The following is a 17,240-nucleotide window of genomic DNA, read 5'->3' as shown; positions in this document are numbered from 1 at the left end:
TTTTAGGAAAATATGGTGACACAAAACTTTATTTTAATCAAATATTAACATCTTGTTAATTTTTATTAATTATCATTGACAAGTGTTAGTATTTAGTTTCAAAAATAATGAATTTGTACCTACGCTTATTGTCGGCTATCATTCTAGCAATTATCAGTTTAGCAGCAAGTATATCAATAGGTTTGGCTGAAACAAAAGAGCGCTACATTACCCTAGATTCGGACGGCAGTCAATCTTTTGCGAGTTTAGTGCAGCAGGCGGAAGATTTAGCGAAAGAGTCGATCGCCCGCGAGTTTCAAGAAAATTCGGCATTAACAGAAGTTACAATCATCATTACAGCCGATCGCAGCCGGCAAAGAGTTCCGGTTTTGCGATCGAGAGTATCCCGCCGCGACTGGCAGAAAGATGCGAGAATTGAACAGTGGACTAGATATTTTGCCGATGCTCAATTGCTGCTGGGATTCAGAAACGGCAATATTTCGCCCGCCAATTCTGGGTATTCGCAAGTGATTAATGTACCTGCGCCTAGTCGATTGACATCCAGAGAAAATGATCCGGGTTTTCGAGATGATTGAAATCGGGCATGGGGCATTGGGGATCGGGCATTGGTAACAAATAACAAACAACCAATAACCAATTATTAACCCAAATATAATTCCACTTTTATTAACCTTCAGGTTAACTTCCCTTAATTGAACAGTGATAAAGTTTCATACGGAATCATCAGATTAGGGAAGTTGGGTTGAATAATGAATTTATGTCTAAAATAACTCGCCGACAACTGCTAATTTTCTTCGGCAGCAGTGCGGCTACCACTGTGCTTGCCCCTCAACTAACTAAAACACTATTCGGCATCAATTCCACCTCGGCCGAAGCTGTAGTTCCGCTATCTTTCACTGCGTTAAGACTTCCCCACCCGCTGCCGATTTATCGAGAACTGCCCAGCTTTATGCCGACGGGCTTAAACGGACAGGGAACCGTGATGGCTGCCTCACAGGATACTAAATTAACGAGTTACAGCATTGTTGACGATGTGGTTGTGCCGCCGGAATACGAACGGTATGTGATTCTCCGCTGGGGCGATCGAGTTTTTCCCAATCCGGCAGACTATTTCGGCTACAACAACGACTACACCGCCTTCCTACCCCTTGGTGGCAGCAGTGACGACGGCTATCTCTGGGTGAACCACGAGTATGTAGGTTTCCCGATGTCGAAAGTGACGCCGGAAGTGCCGTCTGATCTGGCACCATTTCCAACAACCGATCGCGCCGTCCTCGGTATAGACTTATCGGTAAAAAATCAGGCTACCCTCGGCGAATTTCTGTACAATCTCGGTGGTTCGATCGTCCGCATCACCAAACAAGCCAACGGACGCTTTGGGGCGATCGCCCGGGATCCACTCAACCGACGCATTCACGGACTTTCCGGCCTCGGCATCAACAGCCAGCGTGCCGACAAATACAAAGATGTCACCTCCTGGGGAACCAGACAAGGGGATAACGAGTACCTCACAGGCACGGGCCCTGCAGCCACCCAAGTCTTCGCGCAAGTCAACACCGACGGACTCGGCAACCGCATCATCGGCACAGCTTACAACTGTTCCGGTGGCACAACTCCTTGGGGCACAATCCTCTCCGCCGAAGAAAACTTCCAAGGTAGCGAACTATTCTTCGTGGGAGTTCAGGAAAACGTCAAACCTAACGGCGGTCAAACCGGCTACGCCAAGGGCACTACGGGCGAGGAATTCGGCTTAGTCGGCGAAAAATACGGCTGGATGGTAGAAGTCGATCCCCAAGATCCGAGTTTCCGCCCCCGGAAGCACACATGGTTGGGCCGTTTCCGCCACGAAAATGTCGGGATGCGCGCTGAAGCAGGCCGCAAGTTAATAGGGTACATGGGGGACGATCGGCGCGGCGGACACACCTGGAAATTTGTCAGCAACGGTACTGTCACAAATCCTGCAGATAAAAACAACAGCCGATTGTTTGAAGATGGGGTTTTGTACGTTGCCCAATATAACCGCAACGGTACTGGAAGATGGCTGCCACTGACATTAAATACCCCGACAAATCCGGTGCGTCCTTCTAAAATTGGCGAGGCAGAATTAGCAACTTTTGGCAAAGCTCAAAGAGATGCAAATACTCGCTTGCCCAAACGCGCCGGAATTGCTGCTCAAACCGAAGACGGCGGTTCTTTTGTAGTAGATACAACCAATGAAGCAACAGCACTCCCTGGCTATAGCAATAAAACTCTTGCTAATTTTTACAGCAGCCAAGGTGCGGTTTTAGTTGATGCTTTTTTAGCTGCTAATTTGATTGGTGGCACTCCGACGGCGCGCCCGGAAGATTTGGAAGTTAATCCTATTACTAAGGAAGTTTTTATTGCTTATACTGACGCCGCACCCGGAAGCGACGGCTATCCAGATTCTCGCATTTTTACTGTTGCTAAATACAGTAGCACAGTCAACAGCACTCAGCAGTCTGGAGGACTGTACAAAATAATTGAAGACAGTCCCGATGGTGCAGGTTTGACGTTCCGCTGGCAGCGTTTGGCTCAAGGTGGAGAAGCGGGTTCGGTAGCTGGGGCGGGATTTGCTAGTGTAGACAATTTGGCTTTTGACACTCAAGGTAATGTTTGGGGTGTCACTGATATGTCTACTAGCACGCACAACGGTTTTGAGGTGGGTGCGGCTGCAAAGCCAACGACGATTGACCACAAGAAAACTGGAAATGTGGCAGAGTTTACTGGAGTTTTTGGCAACAATTTTCTGTTTTACATTCCGACTTCTGGCCCGAATGCAGGAACAGTAATTCCGTTTGCTTACGGGCCCAACCGATGCGAACTGACGGGGCCGACTTTTATCGGAGATACGCTGTTGCTTGCGGTGCAGCATCCGGGGGAAGATTGTCCGATCGATGATGGCACTGTACTAAGTCGGCAAATTGAAATGTTGGATTTGAACGGTGCGGTTTTCAATCAAACTCGTAGTGTTGCTCGCGGCAGTTTGTGGCCGAGTAATATTGAGAACGATCGGCGTCGTTCGCCGATGCCATCGGTGATTGGAATTCGTCGCGTGCGATCGACTCCAACGGGTCAGTTTGTTTAAATCTCACATCTTGCACCATACTCAAGAACAGGCCGGAAAGCCTGTTCCACAAAGAGTAAATTTTCTTGTGGAACATGCCGGAAAGCCTGTTCCTAAAAAGCTTATTGAGAATGGTGCAACATCTAAGTTTAAATAGGACTTACGCATCCGGGCCCAGGAACCTGGTTTTTACGAATCTGGAGTAAGATTGAATGAACCGCCAGGCACGCGGACGCGAAGAAAGAGAAGGAAGAAGATACTGTTCTTTATTCGCGCTCTTCTCGTCTTCGCCGTTCGTTCAAATAATTTAAAAAAGCCTAGGAAAATTAATATCAAATCCCTTGAGCGCGAAATTTTTAAGAAAATTGTACTTGGCGATATAAATCGGCGATCGCAATTTATAGATTCACAGATTCAAGTTGCAAGGAATCGCCCAAACCATACTCGGAGAGAACCCATTGCCCTTTTCTATCGCGCCGAAACATCCGGAAGTGCTGTAATTCATTATCTCAAGTTCTTGGATGTCCCTGTTCCCACCTGATTCATACCTGAATTCAGCAACATCGATATGTGGTATTCGGAACATTATTCTATTATAAGTCTTGTCTGAGCTTCACAGATTTTAAGTAGGATTCCGCTACGTCTAAAAACGGTTTTATCTAAGATCGTAAGTATTGCCAACCCTAATTTTGGCAACTAATTTTTGTTAGTTAAAGGAATAGCGATCGCGAATTCCGTTCCCTTTCCTGGTTCGGAGACGCATTCGATTTTTCCGCCGTGTCTCTCTACTATAATTTGGTAAGTTATTGATAAGCCGATTCCCGTACCTTTGCCTACTTGTTTAGTAGTATAAAATGGATCGAATATTTTCCGTCGGACTTCTTCTTTCATTCCCGATCCATTATCTGAAATCCGAATTTCGACCATTTTGCCCTCAATTTTAGTAGCAATCTGAATCGTCGGAATGAAATATAGATCCTTAGAATTCGGCAACGACAGCTTCTCTTCCAAAGTATCGATCGCGTTGTTAATTAAATTCATAAAAGCCTGGTTTAATTGTCCTGCATAACACTCGATAGCTGGTAAATCTCCATATTCTTTCACAATTCTAATTTCCGAGTGATGCGAGTTAGCTTTTAAGCGATTTTGCAAAATTAATAGCGTACTATCAATGCCTTCATGGAGATTTACTTTTTTGCGATCTGACTCATCTAAACGCGAAAAATTACGTAATGACAGGACGATCTGCTGGATGCGTTCGGTTCCAAATTTCATCGAATTGATAGTTTTTGGTAAGTCTTTAACTAAAAATTCTAAGTCTATATTATCAGCTTCTAGTTTAATTTCTTTGGCTGGTTCGGGATAGTATTTTTGATACAAATCCAACAAACGAATTAAATCAGCTACATACTCGCTGGAATAACTAATATTACCGTGGATAAAGTTTACTGGATTATTAATTTCATGCGCGACACCTGCTACCATCTGACCTAAACTCGACATTTTTTCAGCTTGAATCATCATTGTTTGGGTACGTCGTAGTTCCTCCAAAAGAGATTCTAACTGTAAAGCTCTTTCTCTTAATTTTGCTGGCGTACTTACCAAAACAAATATTGCACCTCCAGCTAATATAGCACTGAAACTAGCAGCGATCCACAACCATTTAAAAATAGGTGACTTCTCAATCCAGCCATCTTTTGGAATAGCTGCTAACTGCCAGGAGCCATTAGGTAAAGTTACTTCTAAAGTAACAGGCGAGCGCTGGAAAACCTTAGCATCTCCAAAAAATACTTCTCCCGCAGCGCCTAATCCATCTTTCCCCCGAATCGCATATTTAAGCTTGGCAGATGAGTCTAATAGTCCCGCTTCTTTTAATAAAATATTCCAATCAATACCAATGCTTACCATTCCCCAATAGCGACCGCTTTCAGGAGGTTGGCCGACAGGAGTCAGAAAAATTGGGGTACGAGTAATCAAAGCCATATTACCCTGTTCGATTAATTTAACTGGTCCCGAAACTACAGTGTTTCTAGTATCAATTGCTCTTTGAAATGGCTTTTTTTCTTCTGGTATTTTCAGGGGTGCAAATCCTAAAGCACCTTCTTGACCTGCTAAAGGATAAAGATGGGTTGCAATTGAATTTTTGAACAATGCAGCGCTAGGAATACCGGGTTGCTTGGCTAAGATAACTCTAGTCAAATTTTCAAACTCTGCTTGGCTAATATTTGGATTGCTTACTGAAATATAAGCTACCAAACCTTGCATTACAAATAATCGCTGGTTTAAAGAACCTTCAAGCTTAGCTCTCACGGTGCTAAGTTGGTCTAGTACAGCAACGCGGTTTTCCTGCTGGAAATGTTCGTTTTCTAAACGAATGAATAGCTCGGCGATCGCTAAAACGAGCGTCGCTGTTAAAAAGGCTGCTAGATAGGGTAAGTACCTGATTTTCACGTTCTTATTATATTAGACCTAATTTGTAAACAAAAGATTAAGCAGACAGCCTGCGGGTCATCAAACGGATGAGCGACCCGTAAATCATCGCTTCACTGGTCTGGGTGTATAGTTCATAGTCCTTACTCAAGTGTCGAAACTGATTGAGCCAGCCAAAAGTACGCTCGACAATCCAGCGCTTAGGCAAAATCTCAAATTCCTTTGATGTCCGCTCAATCACCTCCACTCGTACCCCACTCTATCGTTGCTACCGAAAAAAATTCCCCCAAAGTTTCCGACTCTGGCTTTAGATCGGGAAATAGAGATATTTCGATTTTGCCATGACTCAACATAGAGAGACTGGCCACAGCTCCTCTGACCTGTTCCGGCTTGACTTCCAGATACCTTTGCAACTGCTCTAAATTCCTGTGTCCGCTCACTTCCTGCACGATTCTTAAGGGGATGCCAGCATTCGACATCTGGGTAAGGGCAGTCCTGCAGAAGCTGTGAGAACTGGCTCCCTCGATGCCAACTCGCTTAAAAGCCTGTCGCAAGATTAAGCCGGCCGCGTCGCTGGTGATGTGTCCCAAGCGAGTGTTACAGCACTTCCGGATGTTATGAGGTACAGTAGCAGCAATTAGTAAACCAGTTCTTGAGATGTTTCGGGTTAATTAAATCAAGAGCCAGAGCAATTATCGTATCAACCCTTTTAGTGGTGGTTGGCGAAAACTGTCGTAATAAAGATTTAAGTTGCGACCACCATAATTCAATCGGATTAAAATAGGCGTGAGTATGGGGACCAACATAAAATAGAAGCACCCACAGATTCAATCATCGATGTAATTGAATCTACTTTATGCGCGGGTAAATTATCGATCACTACTACTGCTCCCGACCACAATTGTGGCACTAAACATTGCTCAATAAATACCTCAAATGCTTTGCCATCCATTGAGTTATCCATTGTCATGAGTGCCACTACTCGCTTCAAACTAATTGCACCAATTACTGTGACTTTTTTCCCGGGCGTAAAAAGGTTTAACCGCATAGGCTCTCGTTCCTCGTTGAGAACGTGCATCAGTTCTGGTTAAACAAGCGTAATACTCCAGTCTCATCTAAAAAAACTAGATATTTTTGGTCGATCTGCTTGACTTTTTCCCAATACTCTAACCTTAACTTCATGACTTTTTCTGTTCCGGCTTGGCTACTTCTCACTGTTTTTTTTTAGGATTGAATCCCAACTTTTGTAAGGCGTTACACATGGCTGTTCTACCCAATTTCCAGTCTTCTGGCCAAATAACTCACACAATTCTAGTAAGGTTGCATCAGGATGTGCTGCCACTATTTCTCTCAACTCTGCTGTGGAATTATTCAAATGACTGTATCTCCGTTTCCCCCTGGGTTTCGGCTCTAAATTTCCCTCGATTTTTTGTTGCTTGACCAGTTTTTGAACCGAGCTTTTACTGACGGAAAATATCGCTGCTGTTTTTCTGATCGACAGCTTCTGCTCGATATGGGCTGCTACTATGAAAGGAGCGCAAATCTATTGAGTATGCTTTCATTGGTATATTATTTTTAGTAGATTCTATTGTACCTCATAACATCCGGAAGTGCTGTATTCTTCTGCACTCATCGATGGGCGATCGGGTAAGGCAACCATCATGCGATAGAAAATGAAGTATGTTTCTAGAATAGCTTGAAGAAAAAGCGATTAAAAGGGCGGGTTTTTGAGATTGTCAATTATTGGCAGATATTTTTCGTGAACCCGCCCTTACCGTATTAGGGTAATCGACCGGACATGATATCAGAGGTTTTGATTCCTCTGATTTAGATATTCCTCAAGCCTGCTGGGTGTGACGGGTTGTCAGCCCGTCAGGGACTAAATTCCTCATGTAAGTCACTGTAATTGATTAAGTGCGATCGTACCAACTTTGCAGCCCCAAGCGGTGAACTTCCCGCCAGCTAATATTTTTAAGTCGGGCAATTTCCGCGCAATCTTCGTATTCCGGCTGTACATTAACAATCGTTTCTCCAGACTTCGCAACTTTTATCTTGACTTCGCCGTATTCTGTTTTAACGGTCTGGATTTCTCGGTGTAAAATAGTTCTTTGTTGAGTCGATCGCCTAATTCCCAGAGTAGTAGTTTCGCGAAAGATCACAGCTTCACAAGCATCCTGAAATTCGGGATGACAAATCGCAGTTAACAAAACCCCCAGCCGCGACTTTTTCATCACAATTGGGGCAGTAAAAACATCCAGAGCTCCGGCGGCAAACAAAGCATCAAAAACATAGCCGATCGCCTGCGGACTCAAATCATCAATCTGCGTTTCCAATACCGTAATAGTTTCTATGGAATTGGGCATTGGGAATTGGGAATCGGGCATTGGGAATTGGGAATTAGTAGCCGTCTTTCTCCCACTCTCCCACTCTCCCACTCTCCCCCTCTCCCCTTCTGACTTCTCCCCAATCCAGAGGCGCAAAATATTAGGAATTGCCAGCATTCGAGAACCTGCACCCAAACCGATCGCCTGAATTTGCATCGCTGGTGGCGGACCGAAAGCAGACGCGAGAGTACAGGCGATCGCAGTTCCCGTAGGAGTGCACAATTCGCGATCGATCCCATTGCTGTAAACCGGCACTCGGTGCGTTTCCCACAACCGCATCACCGCCGGCGTCGGCACCGCTAACTTACCGTGGGCCGCCTTCACCGTACCTGCACCAGTCGGCATCGCCGAAAAGTAAAACTCCTGAATATCCAACCAATCCAAACCCAAACAAGTACCGACAATATCAATAATTGCATCCGTCGCCCCCACCTCGTGAAAGTGAACCTCGCTTGGGGGGATACCGTGTACGGCACCTTCTGCCTCTGCTAATTTGCCGAATACGGCCAAACTCCAAGATTCCACGCGCGGAGGCAATTTTGCGGAGACGATGATTTGCTCAATTTCTGGCAAATTGCGGTGATGAGTGTGGCTAATTTCGGCATCTGCTTCGCCGTGACTGTGAGAAGGTTCTTCCCCGTGATGATGGTGGTGGCGGGCGTCAAAAGTCGGGGATTCCGTTTCCGAGGGATCGAGTTCGGTAGCGGAATTTTTTGGTTTTAACCCCAAATCCGCAGCTAAATCGACATAAAATTTAGTTGCTTGTTGAGTATTCCGGTGGACTAATTCCGTCCGCAACTGGTACTCTGTCGAAATGCCGAGCAAATTTAGTTTTTCGATTAGGTAGTCTAAAGGAACGCCAGCGTGGACAAGAGCTCCGATACACATATCGCCAGCAATGCCTGTTGGACAGTCAAAATAAGCTATTTTATTCATTATTAACAATTAATTTTCAGCATTGATTGTTTCACTGGATATTTCGATCGCCCACTTAGCCTGCAGTATCTTAACATGGCAACTATTTACGAAGTGCATCCAGTTGCACCCCAAAGAGACCGGATCGAGAAGATTACAAAAGCTCTAAAAGATGGGGCCGTGATGCTTTATCCGACAGATACAGTTTATGCGATCGGCTGCGATCTCAACTCCAAGTCTGCAGTAGAACGAGTCAGGCAGATCAAGCAACTATCCAATGATAAGCCTTTAACGTTCCTGTGTTCCTCTCTCTCAAATATCACCGACTATGCTACAGTCAGCGATGAAGCATACAGAATTATCAAGCGGTTAATACCTGGGCCTTATACATTTCTGCTGCCAGCTACCAAGTTAGTGCCACGGTTGGTAATGAACCCAAAACGGAAAACCACTGGAATTCGCGTTCCCGACCAGCGGCTTTGTTTTACACTGTTGGAAGCCTTGGGAAATCCAATTATTTCAACATCCGCTCACATTACAACGGATGATGAAGGTGCAGCACCAGTGCCTGCATCTAAAGCAGAAAGCTTTGGCAAAGCTGAGCTGTTTGACTGTTTTTCAAAGCTAGTGGATGTCATTGTCGATGACGGTTCCGATCCGGGATATCAAGTTTCTACCATTCTCGATTTGACACAAAGCGAACCGATTGTTGTTCGCCGTGGTTTGGGTTCGGAAGCTGTCGCCGTTTGGGAAAAAGATTAAATTTTTAAGGGGCAGGTTAAGCGCCAAATTCGCCCACAACCAGCCCCATTTTTTATTTCAAAACTGCTTTAAGCCTCTACCTTAACTCCTTTCCAAAAAGCAATATATCCGGCAATATTTTTAGCAGCATCTTTTGGAGTGGGATAGTACCAAGCAGCATCTTTATTAACTTGTCCGCCGACTTCGACACTGTAGTAACTAGCCACACCTTTCCAACCGCAAGTAGTGTGAGTGCTGCTGTCTTTGAAATACTCACGGTTGATGGCATCGGCGGGGAAATAATAGTTGTTGTCTACAATTTCGCACTTGTCGCTCTCGGCCAAAACGGCACCATTCCAAATTGCTTTCGGCATCTGTTTTTCTGCTTAACTTGAGATTCTCAATTATTGTAACTGTATTTGTGCTCAAAAGGCATAGAATAGTTGAGAAGCCAACAACCAACTACTGCAAATGCCAGCGTCGAATCCGCCAATATCTTCTGTGCCGCTGTCCCTGGAACAAGCACTCAAACATTTTTTTGGCTATGACTCTTTCCGTCCGGGACAGCAGGAAATTGTCGAAGCTGCTTTACAAAAACGGGATATGATGATTGTCATGCCGACGGGCGGTGGCAAGTCTTTGTGTTTTCAATTACCGGCACTGTTGAAACCGGGATTGACGGTGGTTGTTTCGCCGTTAATTGCTCTGATGCAAGACCAGGTGGAAGCTTTGCAGGATAATGGAATTGGGGCGACTTTTCTCAACAGCACTTTGAGCAGTCAGGAAACCCGATCGCGCGAAACTGCGATTCTCGAAGGTAAGATTAAATTGCTTTATGTTGCACCCGAACGCTTGCTGGGTGAGAGATTTTTACCATTTTTAGATATAGTAGCAAATAAGTTAGGAATTTCGGCATTTGCGATCGACGAAGCCCACTGCGTTTCGGAATGGGGGCACGACTTTCGACCAGAATACAGGCAAATGCAACGAGTGCGCGATCGATATCCCGACATTCCCATTATGGCACTAACCGCCACCGCCACCGAGCGCGTCCGCCAAGACATCATCCAGCAGCTAACTCTGCGAAATCCATACATCCACGTCGCCAGCTTCAACCGCCCCAATTTATACTACGAAGTTCGCCCCAAAACCAAACACAGTTTTGCCGAAGTTTTGCAAATCATCCAAAAAAAAGGCGGTTCGGGAATTATCTATTGCCTCAGCCGCAAAAAAGTTGACGAAGTTGCCTATAAATTGCAACAAAGCGGCATCCAAGCCTTACCCTACCACGCCGGCATGAACGATGTCGATCGCGCAACCAATCAAACCCGCTTCATTCGCGACGACGTGCAAGTAATGGTAGCCACAATAGCCTTCGGTATGGGCATTAACAAACCCGACGTGCGGTTTGTAATTCACTACGACTTACCCAAGAATCTCGAAGGATACTATCAAGAATCAGGCCGCGCAGGCCGAGACAACGAACCCGCCCATTGCAGCTTATTTTTCGGCTACGGCGATGTCAAAATGATCGACTACATCATCGAGCAAAAACCTGACCCACAAGAACAACGAATTGCCCGCCAACAGTTGCGTCGAGTCATCAACTATGCAGAATCCACCGATTGCCGTCGCACAATCCAGTTAAGTTATTTTGGCGATTCATTCCCCGGAAACTGCGGTACTTGCGATAACTGTTGCAACCAAAAACCCGTAGAAGATTGGACGATTGAGGCAATGAAATTTCTTTCTTGTGTCGCCCGCTGCCAAGAAAAATTCGGCATGAATCACATTATTGACGTGCTGCGCGGTTCAAAAAATCAAAAAATATTGCAATACCAGCACCACCAACTTTCTACTTACGGAATTGGCAAAGATAGAAGTGCTGATGAATGGAAAAAATTGAGTCGTTCGCTGTTAAATCAAGGTTTTTTAGACGAAAAAACAGACGGTTTCCCCATTTTGAAACTGAATGAAAAAAGTTGGGAAATTATGAAACGTCAGCGCACCGTTGAAATCGCCATTGAACCCCAGCGGGAAGTACAGGGAAAAGTTCGTTCTTTGGCAGTAGAAGTAGAAGGTTTATTTACCATACTGCGGACGCTACGCAAGCAAATTGCCGACGAACAATTTGTGCCACCTTACGTAGTTTTTGCGGATAAAAGCTTGCGAGACATGGCAGAAAAACGCCCGCAAAATCTCACCGAATTCGAGGAAGTTTACGGCGTTGGCAGCAACAAGCGAGATAAGTACGGCAAAGTTTTCTTGGAGGCAATACGCACTTTTTGCCAAGAACAAGGATTGCCAAGTGGTGCGGCATCTTCTGATGTCGCTAATCTTCCCAATCTTGCTAACGTTGCGTCTTATTCGCAGATGCAAACCTGGGAATTATACCGACAAGGTTTGACAGTTCAAGGAATAGCTAATGCGCGGGGTATGAGCCCTAATACTATTTCTGGGCATCTGATAGAATTGATGGAAATGGGCAGGGAAGTTGATATAAATTTGTTGGTGGAACCGGAACGCCAGCAGGCGATAGTGTACGCAATTGAAGTTATGGGGGATGAAAAACTGAGAGCAATTTATGATTTTTTAGAAGAACGTTATACGTTTGAAGAGATTAAGTTTGTGCGCGCTTGGTGGCGGCAAAATTATGTAGGTTTTTAACCGCCGATGTAGGCTGATGAACACTGGTGGACGCAGATAATTAATAGAGAGGAGGGGTAAATGAGAATTAAAAAAGTAGCTTTTTGGGATAATTTACGAGAGTGGCGTTTTGAACCGATATATTTTTCCAACTTGGCTTTATTAGTTGGTGTCTCTGGTGTCGGCAAAACACAAATTTTAAAAGGAATTTTTAATTTACAGCGAATAGCTAATGGTGCTTCGTTAAACGGTTTAGCATGGGACGTTACATTCTCGACAGTAAACAATGTAGAATATCGCTGGCAAGGCGAATTTGAAACAAAAAAAAATCTGCCTATCATTTTTGAGGAACAAGACGAAACTAATGAATTTAAAATTGTTCGAGAACATTTATTAAGAGAGAAAAATGTAATTATAGAAAGAACACCTCATAAAATTATATTTCACGGAAATAAAACTCCGAAATTATCGCCATTTCAAAGCGTAGTAGAAATTTTAAACCAAGAGGAAGATATTTCACCTGTTCAACAGGGTTTTAATAAAATAGTTAGCTATGATTTAAGTTCATTTGATTTCTTTTACAATATGAGTGTAATGATGTCAACAACCTCAGTAAGCGATGTTTTCTTATTAGATTATATTAAAGCAAGTGACTTGCAAATCCAGATGAAACTGGTTCTTGTTTACCGCCATCATCCAGAAATTTTCAATAATATTAAGCGCATATTTATACAGGCATTCCCTCAAGTGGAAGATATTAAAATAGAAGCGATACAATATGATAATTCATCCCCCAAATTTCCCATTCAGATAAAAGAGAAAGGTGTCAAGGAGTGGATTTTTCAAGACAATATCTCGTCAGGGATGCTGAAAACCTTAATTCACATTAGCCAACTGTATTTGTCGCCAGAAGGCACTGTAATCTTGATCGATGAGTTTGAAAACAGCTTGGGAATTAACTGTATAGATGTTGTGACAGATTTGATTGTAGAAAATAGAAATATCCAATTCATTCTCACCAGCCACCATCCCTACATAATCAATAATATTGGGATGGAACACTGGAAAATAGTCACTCGCAAAGGTGGGGTTGTAACTGTTATAGATGCTAAAGATTTGAATTTGGGAAAATCTAGGCATCAAGCTTTTATGCAACTGATTAATCTTGAAGAATATAGCGAAGGAATCAAAGTTGAATGAATCTGTATTTTTTGGTTGAAGGAACACAATCGGAAAGCAAAGTTTATCCTGCTTGGCTGGCTTATCTTTTACCGGAATTGCAGCGAGTTGACAATTGCGATGATGTGAAGGAAAAAAATTATTACTTGATTAGCGGTGAAGGATATCCTTCGTTATACAATTTTATCCCGCCTGCGATAGCGGAAATCAACTCAAACGGAAAATACAGCTATTTTGTAGTGTGTCTGGATGCCGAGGAAAATACTGTTGCCGAACTTACAACTGAAATTGATGATTTTTTAAGTCAGCAAAAATTGAAATTAAACAATGCAGAACTTGTACTGATATTTCAGAATCGCTGCTTGGAAAGTTGGCTGCTGGGCAATCGCAAGATTTATTCTAGAAATCCTCAAAACAAACCTTTATTAGATTATACTAAATATTATGATGTTTCAGTTAACTGTCCTGAAAACATGGGAAAATATCGAGATTTTAATACTCACGCTCAGTTTCACGGAGCTTATTTGAGATTGTTATTTGAAGCTAAAAATATTACCTATTCTAAGAAACGACCTGGAGATGTACTCAAGCAATTTTATTTAGAACAGCTATTGGCAAGAATTCAAGTTCACCCAGAACAACTTACTACTTTTCGACATTTCATGGATTTTTGTAATATAGTTAAATCCAAATTACAAAATTAAATGGCAACAATTATACGACTTATGTAGAACCTCTATATGTAGGGTTCCATGTACACCACACCTTAGCGCTATAAGTAGCGCGTCAAACCACTTATGCTTCTCTGTGCTCCGCGCGCTACCTACACTTTAGAACTGTACAATAAATAGTTGACTTCGTTCGCCAACCATTCGTTAAACAGATTGTGCAAGATTTCTTGATACCGTTCAGGGGTTAATTCCGCCGGGAGAAACTTTTCAACCAGGAACAAGTGATATCCTAGCTCTGTTTCAATTGGACGAATCACTTCTCCGGGTTTAGCGCTAAATACGGCGACGGCTATGTCTGGTTTTAAACCCCACCGATAAACCTTGCCTTCGCAACCGCATATATGCCGACGATTTTCGTCAATATCGTAAAGATGAGCAGCATCAAAAAAGCTGATTTCTCCTTCTTGAATTTGATAAAATAGTTCCTGAGCAAGCTGGCGGTTGGCAACAATTATTTGATAAAGAATTATTTGGTCGAATTGCAGTTTGTTTTGAACAAAAATCTTTTCTACTTCTTTGCTAAACAAGTGTTCGGCTAGTTTTTGGCTGAGGAGCCGATCGCAAATCCCGGCTTCTAAATCTTCTACAGAAATCATCTGATCGACCAGCCAAGCAATCGTGTCCGCCGCTTTCTCCAAACGCTTCTCGCGGCGGAGTTGGTCGCCCACAGCTTGAATTTCGTCGGGAGTCACAGTTAACCCCCGTTCCCGGGCGGCTTTCTCAATAACTTTTTTCTGCAAAACCTTTTGACTAAATGTTTTTAATTGCATCTCTTGTCTGAGTTGTTCGATGATTTCACTTGCTTCAATCAAGGGTCCGTAAAAGTCCTTCATGTTTCTCTCTCAACCTATATAACTTTATTAACTTCATCCCCCGACGCTTCCTGCGGGGTAGTTGGGGTTAAGGGTTAACGGTTAGCTACAAGATGTTATTTGGCAAACTAATAAAATCAGCATTGCTCAAAGTTGTTGCACCCGCGGCGTTAACTGTTCCCAAAACAACAGCTAAAATTCGATCGCCATTATTTGAACTAAACTTGAGCAGAGTCGCGTCTGTCGTACCGTCACCATCCGTATCAAACGCGACGAGTGTCAAGTCTGTTACCGAAATTCTCCCTATCAGCCCAATTCGATCGCCTTGAGCAGGATTAAAATCAACGACTCGATCGGCTAACAATGGATTAGCTGCTGCACTCGCTGTTTCGGGTTGAAATGCAAAGGTATCAGCGCCGCTACCTCCAATCAATGTATCGGTGCCGAAGTCGCCGCAAAGAAAATCGTCGCCGTTGCCGCCAATTAGCAAATCTTGACCTTTCCCTGCTCGCAAAGTGTCGTTTCCATCGCCTCCATCGATCGCATCATCACCTCTGTTAGCTTGGACAATATCGTCGCCGCTTCCTGCAAAAATTCGATCACTCCCGCTATCGCCAGTAATCACATCGCTGTCGTTGGTGCCCAGCCAATATCCGTCGCCGTTGCTGTCGATCGTACTCTCGTCGCCAGTACCCGTACTGTCTGGAGAGAAATTAGAAGGACTTGAATTGCTAGAAGTGCCACCAGTCACGGGGGTGAACGTTGAACCGTCATTATTTGACGGTGTGGGTGTTGGCGCTGTGGGTGTTGGCGCTGTGGCGTTAGTAGTTGGGGGCGCCACTGTAGAAGCACTCGCTATCGCGCTGCCACTGCTAGATGTAGCCCCCACAGCGTAAGCAGTCTCACTACTTGTACTGCTTCCCATCGGGGAACTTGCTGTCGCGCTGCTGGTACTGCCTGCACCGCTGTTATCTACAAAGGCACTAGATGTGCTGGAACTACTGCTGCTGCCCGCACCAGGGTTATTCGCCACCGAATTCAAGGTGTTTAAACTATTGCTGTTTCCAACAATATTATTTAAGGGCTCAGGAGCTAATGAATCGAATGGAGGCATCGCGATTTATCTCCTTTTACTTGTCTGTAAAGACGAAAATCACTTGCACGAGCGCCGACATTGCGAATCTCAATGAATGCCAATGTAGGATTTTAAAGAGTGTGAAACAATTGCTTTTGACTTCAGACTAAAGACTGAAATGTTTTTAATAAATGAACCTTGGTGCATCCAGAAAATAGGACAGGAAAAAATTGTTACCAATACCAATCTGGGCGATCGGTACTGATTGCCAATGGCATTTGATTTAGCCATCACCATCACTCTCAAAAGGCTTGTATAAATTTAAACTGCACCTTCCTTGCACTCGCCCGTACTCAAAAAGTATTAAGGCGGACTGCTAAAGATGAGCAAAAACCGTGTTTTATTGCGATTTACCTCAATATATCTGGACTAATTAGAGGTATGTTGCCAATTTGGCAGATTTGTTTGAAATTATAAGACTTACGCAAATTTTCAATTTTTACACTCTTTGTATCCGGGCGCAGGCTTGCTGGTGTTGAGGCCCGATCGACACACCGCTGCTCCCGTTCCTGAATTGTGATTAACAGAGCGGGGTTTGGCAGCAGTTTGAGGACTGTGGTTGAGCGGATGGGAGGGGACTTGGAACGGCAGTTGGAGGGGCTTGCATCAGCCGGGAAGGCGACGGATTTAGCCGATTTGAATACGATCGCGATCGAATGGATGCGGAGTCATGGCAGGTGCAGGGCGATCGCGATCGCCCTGCACCTGCCATGATGCGGAAGTAATTAGAATTGGCATTCAGCGAGTTGGGGCGATCGGCTCTTTCCTCGGCCAGAAACCGCTCGTACCCGTGATGCAGTGGTCAATCATTAAAAGCTAAAAAGGTCTTAAGCCTTTACTACAAGCCATCACAGTTAGTGTGGCAAGTCCATCGCCTTTACAGTAACCGTCTCAAAAGCATAGTTTGCTCCTGTTCCTGATTTACTTTTTACTTTCACTTTATCAAAGCCTGCGTAGTAAACATCAACACCAGCTAGAGGATCAGTGCCCATCGCTATAGCTGTTCCCGTACCCGTTGCTTTCGTAACTTTGCCTTGGTTTCTAAAAATAATGTCTATAGCAGTCAAAGTGTTTCCACTGTCTACTGATGAAAAGGCATCTAATCCCAATGCAGCACCACCTAAAATCAACTTGTTTTCTGCAACATTTTCGATGTAGGACAAATCATATATCAACATAAGG

Annotated in this window: 16 protein-coding genes and 1 pseudogene; 8 read left to right on the top strand and 9 right to left on the bottom strand. The window is 44.1% G+C overall.

The genetic code is table 11. The annotated features are described in order from the left end of the window. Window positions 1–107: 107 nt before the first annotated feature. Window positions 108–575, top strand: a complete 468-nt coding sequence (locus QUB25_RS04710) for a hypothetical protein (protein ID WP_333064562.1) — start codon at window positions 108–110, stop codon at window positions 573–575. A 182-nt stretch (window positions 576–757) separates the two neighbouring features. After that, complete coding sequence (locus QUB25_RS04705; RefSeq protein WP_333182188.1) at window positions 758–3,106, top strand: PhoX family phosphatase; 2,349 nt, start codon at window positions 758–760, stop codon at window positions 3,104–3,106. Window positions 3,107–3,781: 675 nt separating this feature from the next. Here the strand turns inward: QUB25_RS04705 and QUB25_RS04700 are convergent. The 5 genes and pseudogenes from QUB25_RS04700 to larC form a co-directional block, all read right to left on the bottom strand. Beyond that, window positions 3,782–5,536, bottom strand: coding sequence for an ATP-binding protein (locus QUB25_RS04700; protein WP_333182187.1), 1,755 nt, complete (start codon window positions 5,534–5,536; stop codon window positions 3,782–3,784). A gap of 37 nt (window positions 5,537–5,573) precedes the next feature. Next, window positions 5,574–5,762, bottom strand: a pseudogene (locus QUB25_RS04695) (transposase); the annotation flags it as partial. After that, entirely contained in the window at window positions 5,749–6,105 is a 357-nt protein-coding gene (locus tag QUB25_RS04690; RefSeq protein WP_333182186.1) for a tyrosine-type recombinase/integrase, read from the bottom strand. The pseudogene QUB25_RS04695 and the gene QUB25_RS04690, both read right to left, overlap by 14 nt. A gap of 185 nt (window positions 6,106–6,290) precedes the next feature. Then, a complete protein-coding gene (locus QUB25_RS04685) occupies window positions 6,291–6,593 on the bottom strand; it encodes a transposase (RefSeq protein ID WP_333182185.1) in 303 nt (100 codons plus the stop codon). Between the two features lie 832 nt (window positions 6,594–7,425). Next, on the bottom strand, window positions 7,426–8,835 hold the full coding sequence (larC, locus tag QUB25_RS04680; RefSeq protein ID WP_333182184.1) for a nickel pincer cofactor biosynthesis protein LarC: 1,410 nt from the start codon (window positions 8,833–8,835) through the stop codon (window positions 7,426–7,428). 75 nt (window positions 8,836–8,910) lie between these two features. On the opposite strand from larC, the gene QUB25_RS04675 reads away from it, so the two are divergent. Next, window positions 8,911–9,576 carry an L-threonylcarbamoyladenylate synthase gene (locus QUB25_RS04675; protein WP_333037860.1) on the top strand — a complete coding sequence of 222 codons (666 nt, stop codon included), beginning with the start codon at window positions 8,911–8,913 and terminating at the stop codon, window positions 9,574–9,576. A 68-nt stretch (window positions 9,577–9,644) separates the two neighbouring features. Here QUB25_RS04675 and QUB25_RS04670 read toward each other — a convergent pair whose 3' ends face one another. After that, window positions 9,645–9,929, bottom strand: coding sequence for a DUF427 domain-containing protein (locus QUB25_RS04670; RefSeq protein WP_190738299.1), 285 nt, complete (start codon window positions 9,927–9,929; stop codon window positions 9,645–9,647). A 97-nt stretch (window positions 9,930–10,026) separates the two neighbouring features. Here QUB25_RS04670 and recQ point away from each other — a divergent pair, with 97 nt between their 5' ends. The 3 genes from recQ to QUB25_RS04655 are packed head-to-tail and all read left to right on the top strand — an operon-like array spanning window position 10,027 to window position 14,084. Further along, window positions 10,027–12,222 (top strand): DNA helicase RecQ, encoded by a 2,196-nt coding sequence (gene recQ, locus QUB25_RS04665; protein ID WP_333182183.1) that lies wholly within the window; start codon window positions 10,027–10,029, stop codon window positions 12,220–12,222. 60 nt (window positions 12,223–12,282) lie between these two features. Continuing rightward, entirely contained in the window at window positions 12,283–13,401 is a 1,119-nt protein-coding gene (locus tag QUB25_RS04660; RefSeq protein WP_333182182.1) for an AAA family ATPase, read from the top strand. Next, window positions 13,398–14,084, top strand: coding sequence for a hypothetical protein (locus QUB25_RS04655; RefSeq protein WP_333182181.1), 687 nt, complete (start codon window positions 13,398–13,400; stop codon window positions 14,082–14,084). The genes QUB25_RS04660 and QUB25_RS04655 overlap by 4 nt, the downstream gene beginning before the upstream one ends. Before the next feature lie 119 nt (window positions 14,085–14,203). Here QUB25_RS04655 and QUB25_RS04650 read toward each other — a convergent pair whose 3' ends face one another. Both QUB25_RS04650 and QUB25_RS04645 read right to left on the bottom strand, forming a co-directional pair. After that, the gene (locus QUB25_RS04650) at window positions 14,204–14,944 is read right to left on the bottom strand and encodes a peptidylprolyl isomerase (RefSeq protein WP_333037871.1); all 741 of its coding nucleotides are present in this window, start codon (window positions 14,942–14,944) and stop codon (window positions 14,204–14,206) included. Window positions 14,945–15,029: 85 nt separating this feature from the next. Further along, entirely contained in the window at window positions 15,030–16,037 is a 1,008-nt protein-coding gene (locus QUB25_RS04645) for a hypothetical protein (RefSeq protein ID WP_333182180.1), read from the bottom strand. A gap of 588 nt (window positions 16,038–16,625) precedes the next feature. Here QUB25_RS04645 and QUB25_RS04640 point away from each other — a divergent pair. Both QUB25_RS04640 and QUB25_RS04635 read left to right on the top strand, forming a co-directional pair. Further along, the gene (locus QUB25_RS04640; protein ID WP_333182179.1) at window positions 16,626–16,772 is read left to right on the top strand and encodes a hypothetical protein; all 147 of its coding nucleotides are present in this window, start codon (window positions 16,626–16,628) and stop codon (window positions 16,770–16,772) included. Beyond that, window positions 16,729–16,878, top strand: coding sequence for a hypothetical protein (locus QUB25_RS04635; RefSeq protein WP_333182178.1), 150 nt, complete (start codon window positions 16,729–16,731; stop codon window positions 16,876–16,878). Before QUB25_RS04640 ends, QUB25_RS04635 begins: the two co-directional genes overlap by 44 nt. 34 nt (window positions 16,879–16,912) lie before the next feature. Here the strand turns inward: QUB25_RS04635 and QUB25_RS04630 are convergent, their stop codons facing one another. Continuing rightward, on the bottom strand, window positions 16,913–17,236 hold the full coding sequence (locus tag QUB25_RS04630; RefSeq protein WP_333064318.1) for a hypothetical protein: 324 nt from the start codon (window positions 17,234–17,236) through the stop codon (window positions 16,913–16,915). Window positions 17,237–17,240 lie beyond the last annotated feature (4 nt).

The sequence above is a fragment of the Microcoleus sp. B3-D7 genome, from assembly GCF_036705305.1.
In the GTDB taxonomy this organism is placed as follows: domain Bacteria; phylum Cyanobacteriota; class Cyanobacteriia; order Cyanobacteriales; family Microcoleaceae; genus Microcoleus.
Note: the sequence above shows the minus strand (reverse complement) of the source record. Positions and strands in the feature narration are given on the sequence as shown.

Coding starts and splice junctions, on each gene's coding strand:
- QUB25_RS04650 (WP_333037871.1), bottom strand. CDS start 14,944: ATGAAGGACTTTTACGGACCCTTGATTGAAGCAAGTGAAATCATCGAA.
- QUB25_RS04705 (WP_333182188.1), top strand. CDS start 758: ATGTCTAAAATAACTCGCCGACAACTGCTAATTTTCTTCGGCAGCAGT.
- QUB25_RS04675 (WP_333037860.1), top strand. CDS start 8,911: ATGGCAACTATTTACGAAGTGCATCCAGTTGCACCCCAAAGAGACCGG.
- QUB25_RS04710 (WP_333064562.1), top strand. CDS start 108: ATGAATTTGTACCTACGCTTATTGTCGGCTATCATTCTAGCAATTATC.
- QUB25_RS04655 (WP_333182181.1), top strand. CDS start 13,398: ATGAATCTGTATTTTTTGGTTGAAGGAACACAATCGGAAAGCAAAGTT.
- larC (WP_333182184.1), bottom strand. CDS start 8,835: ATGAATAAAATAGCTTATTTTGACTGTCCAACAGGCATTGCTGGCGAT.
- QUB25_RS04640 (WP_333182179.1), top strand. CDS start 16,626: ATGGGAGGGGACTTGGAACGGCAGTTGGAGGGGCTTGCATCAGCCGGG.
- QUB25_RS04635 (WP_333182178.1), top strand. CDS start 16,729: ATGGCAGGTGCAGGGCGATCGCGATCGCCCTGCACCTGCCATGATGCG.
- QUB25_RS04660 (WP_333182182.1), top strand. CDS start 12,283: ATGAGAATTAAAAAAGTAGCTTTTTGGGATAATTTACGAGAGTGGCGT.
- QUB25_RS04645 (WP_333182180.1), bottom strand. CDS start 16,037: ATGCCTCCATTCGATTCATTAGCTCCTGAGCCCTTAAATAATATTGTT.
- recQ (WP_333182183.1), top strand. CDS start 10,027: ATGCCAGCGTCGAATCCGCCAATATCTTCTGTGCCGCTGTCCCTGGAA.
- QUB25_RS04630 (WP_333064318.1), bottom strand. CDS start 17,236: ATGTTGATATATGATTTGTCCTACATCGAAAATGTTGCAGAAAACAAG.
- QUB25_RS04685 (WP_333182185.1), bottom strand. CDS start 6,593: ATGCACGTTCTCAACGAGGAACGAGAGCCTATGCGGTTAAACCTTTTT.
- QUB25_RS04670 (WP_190738299.1), bottom strand. CDS start 9,929: ATGCCGAAAGCAATTTGGAATGGTGCCGTTTTGGCCGAGAGCGACAAG.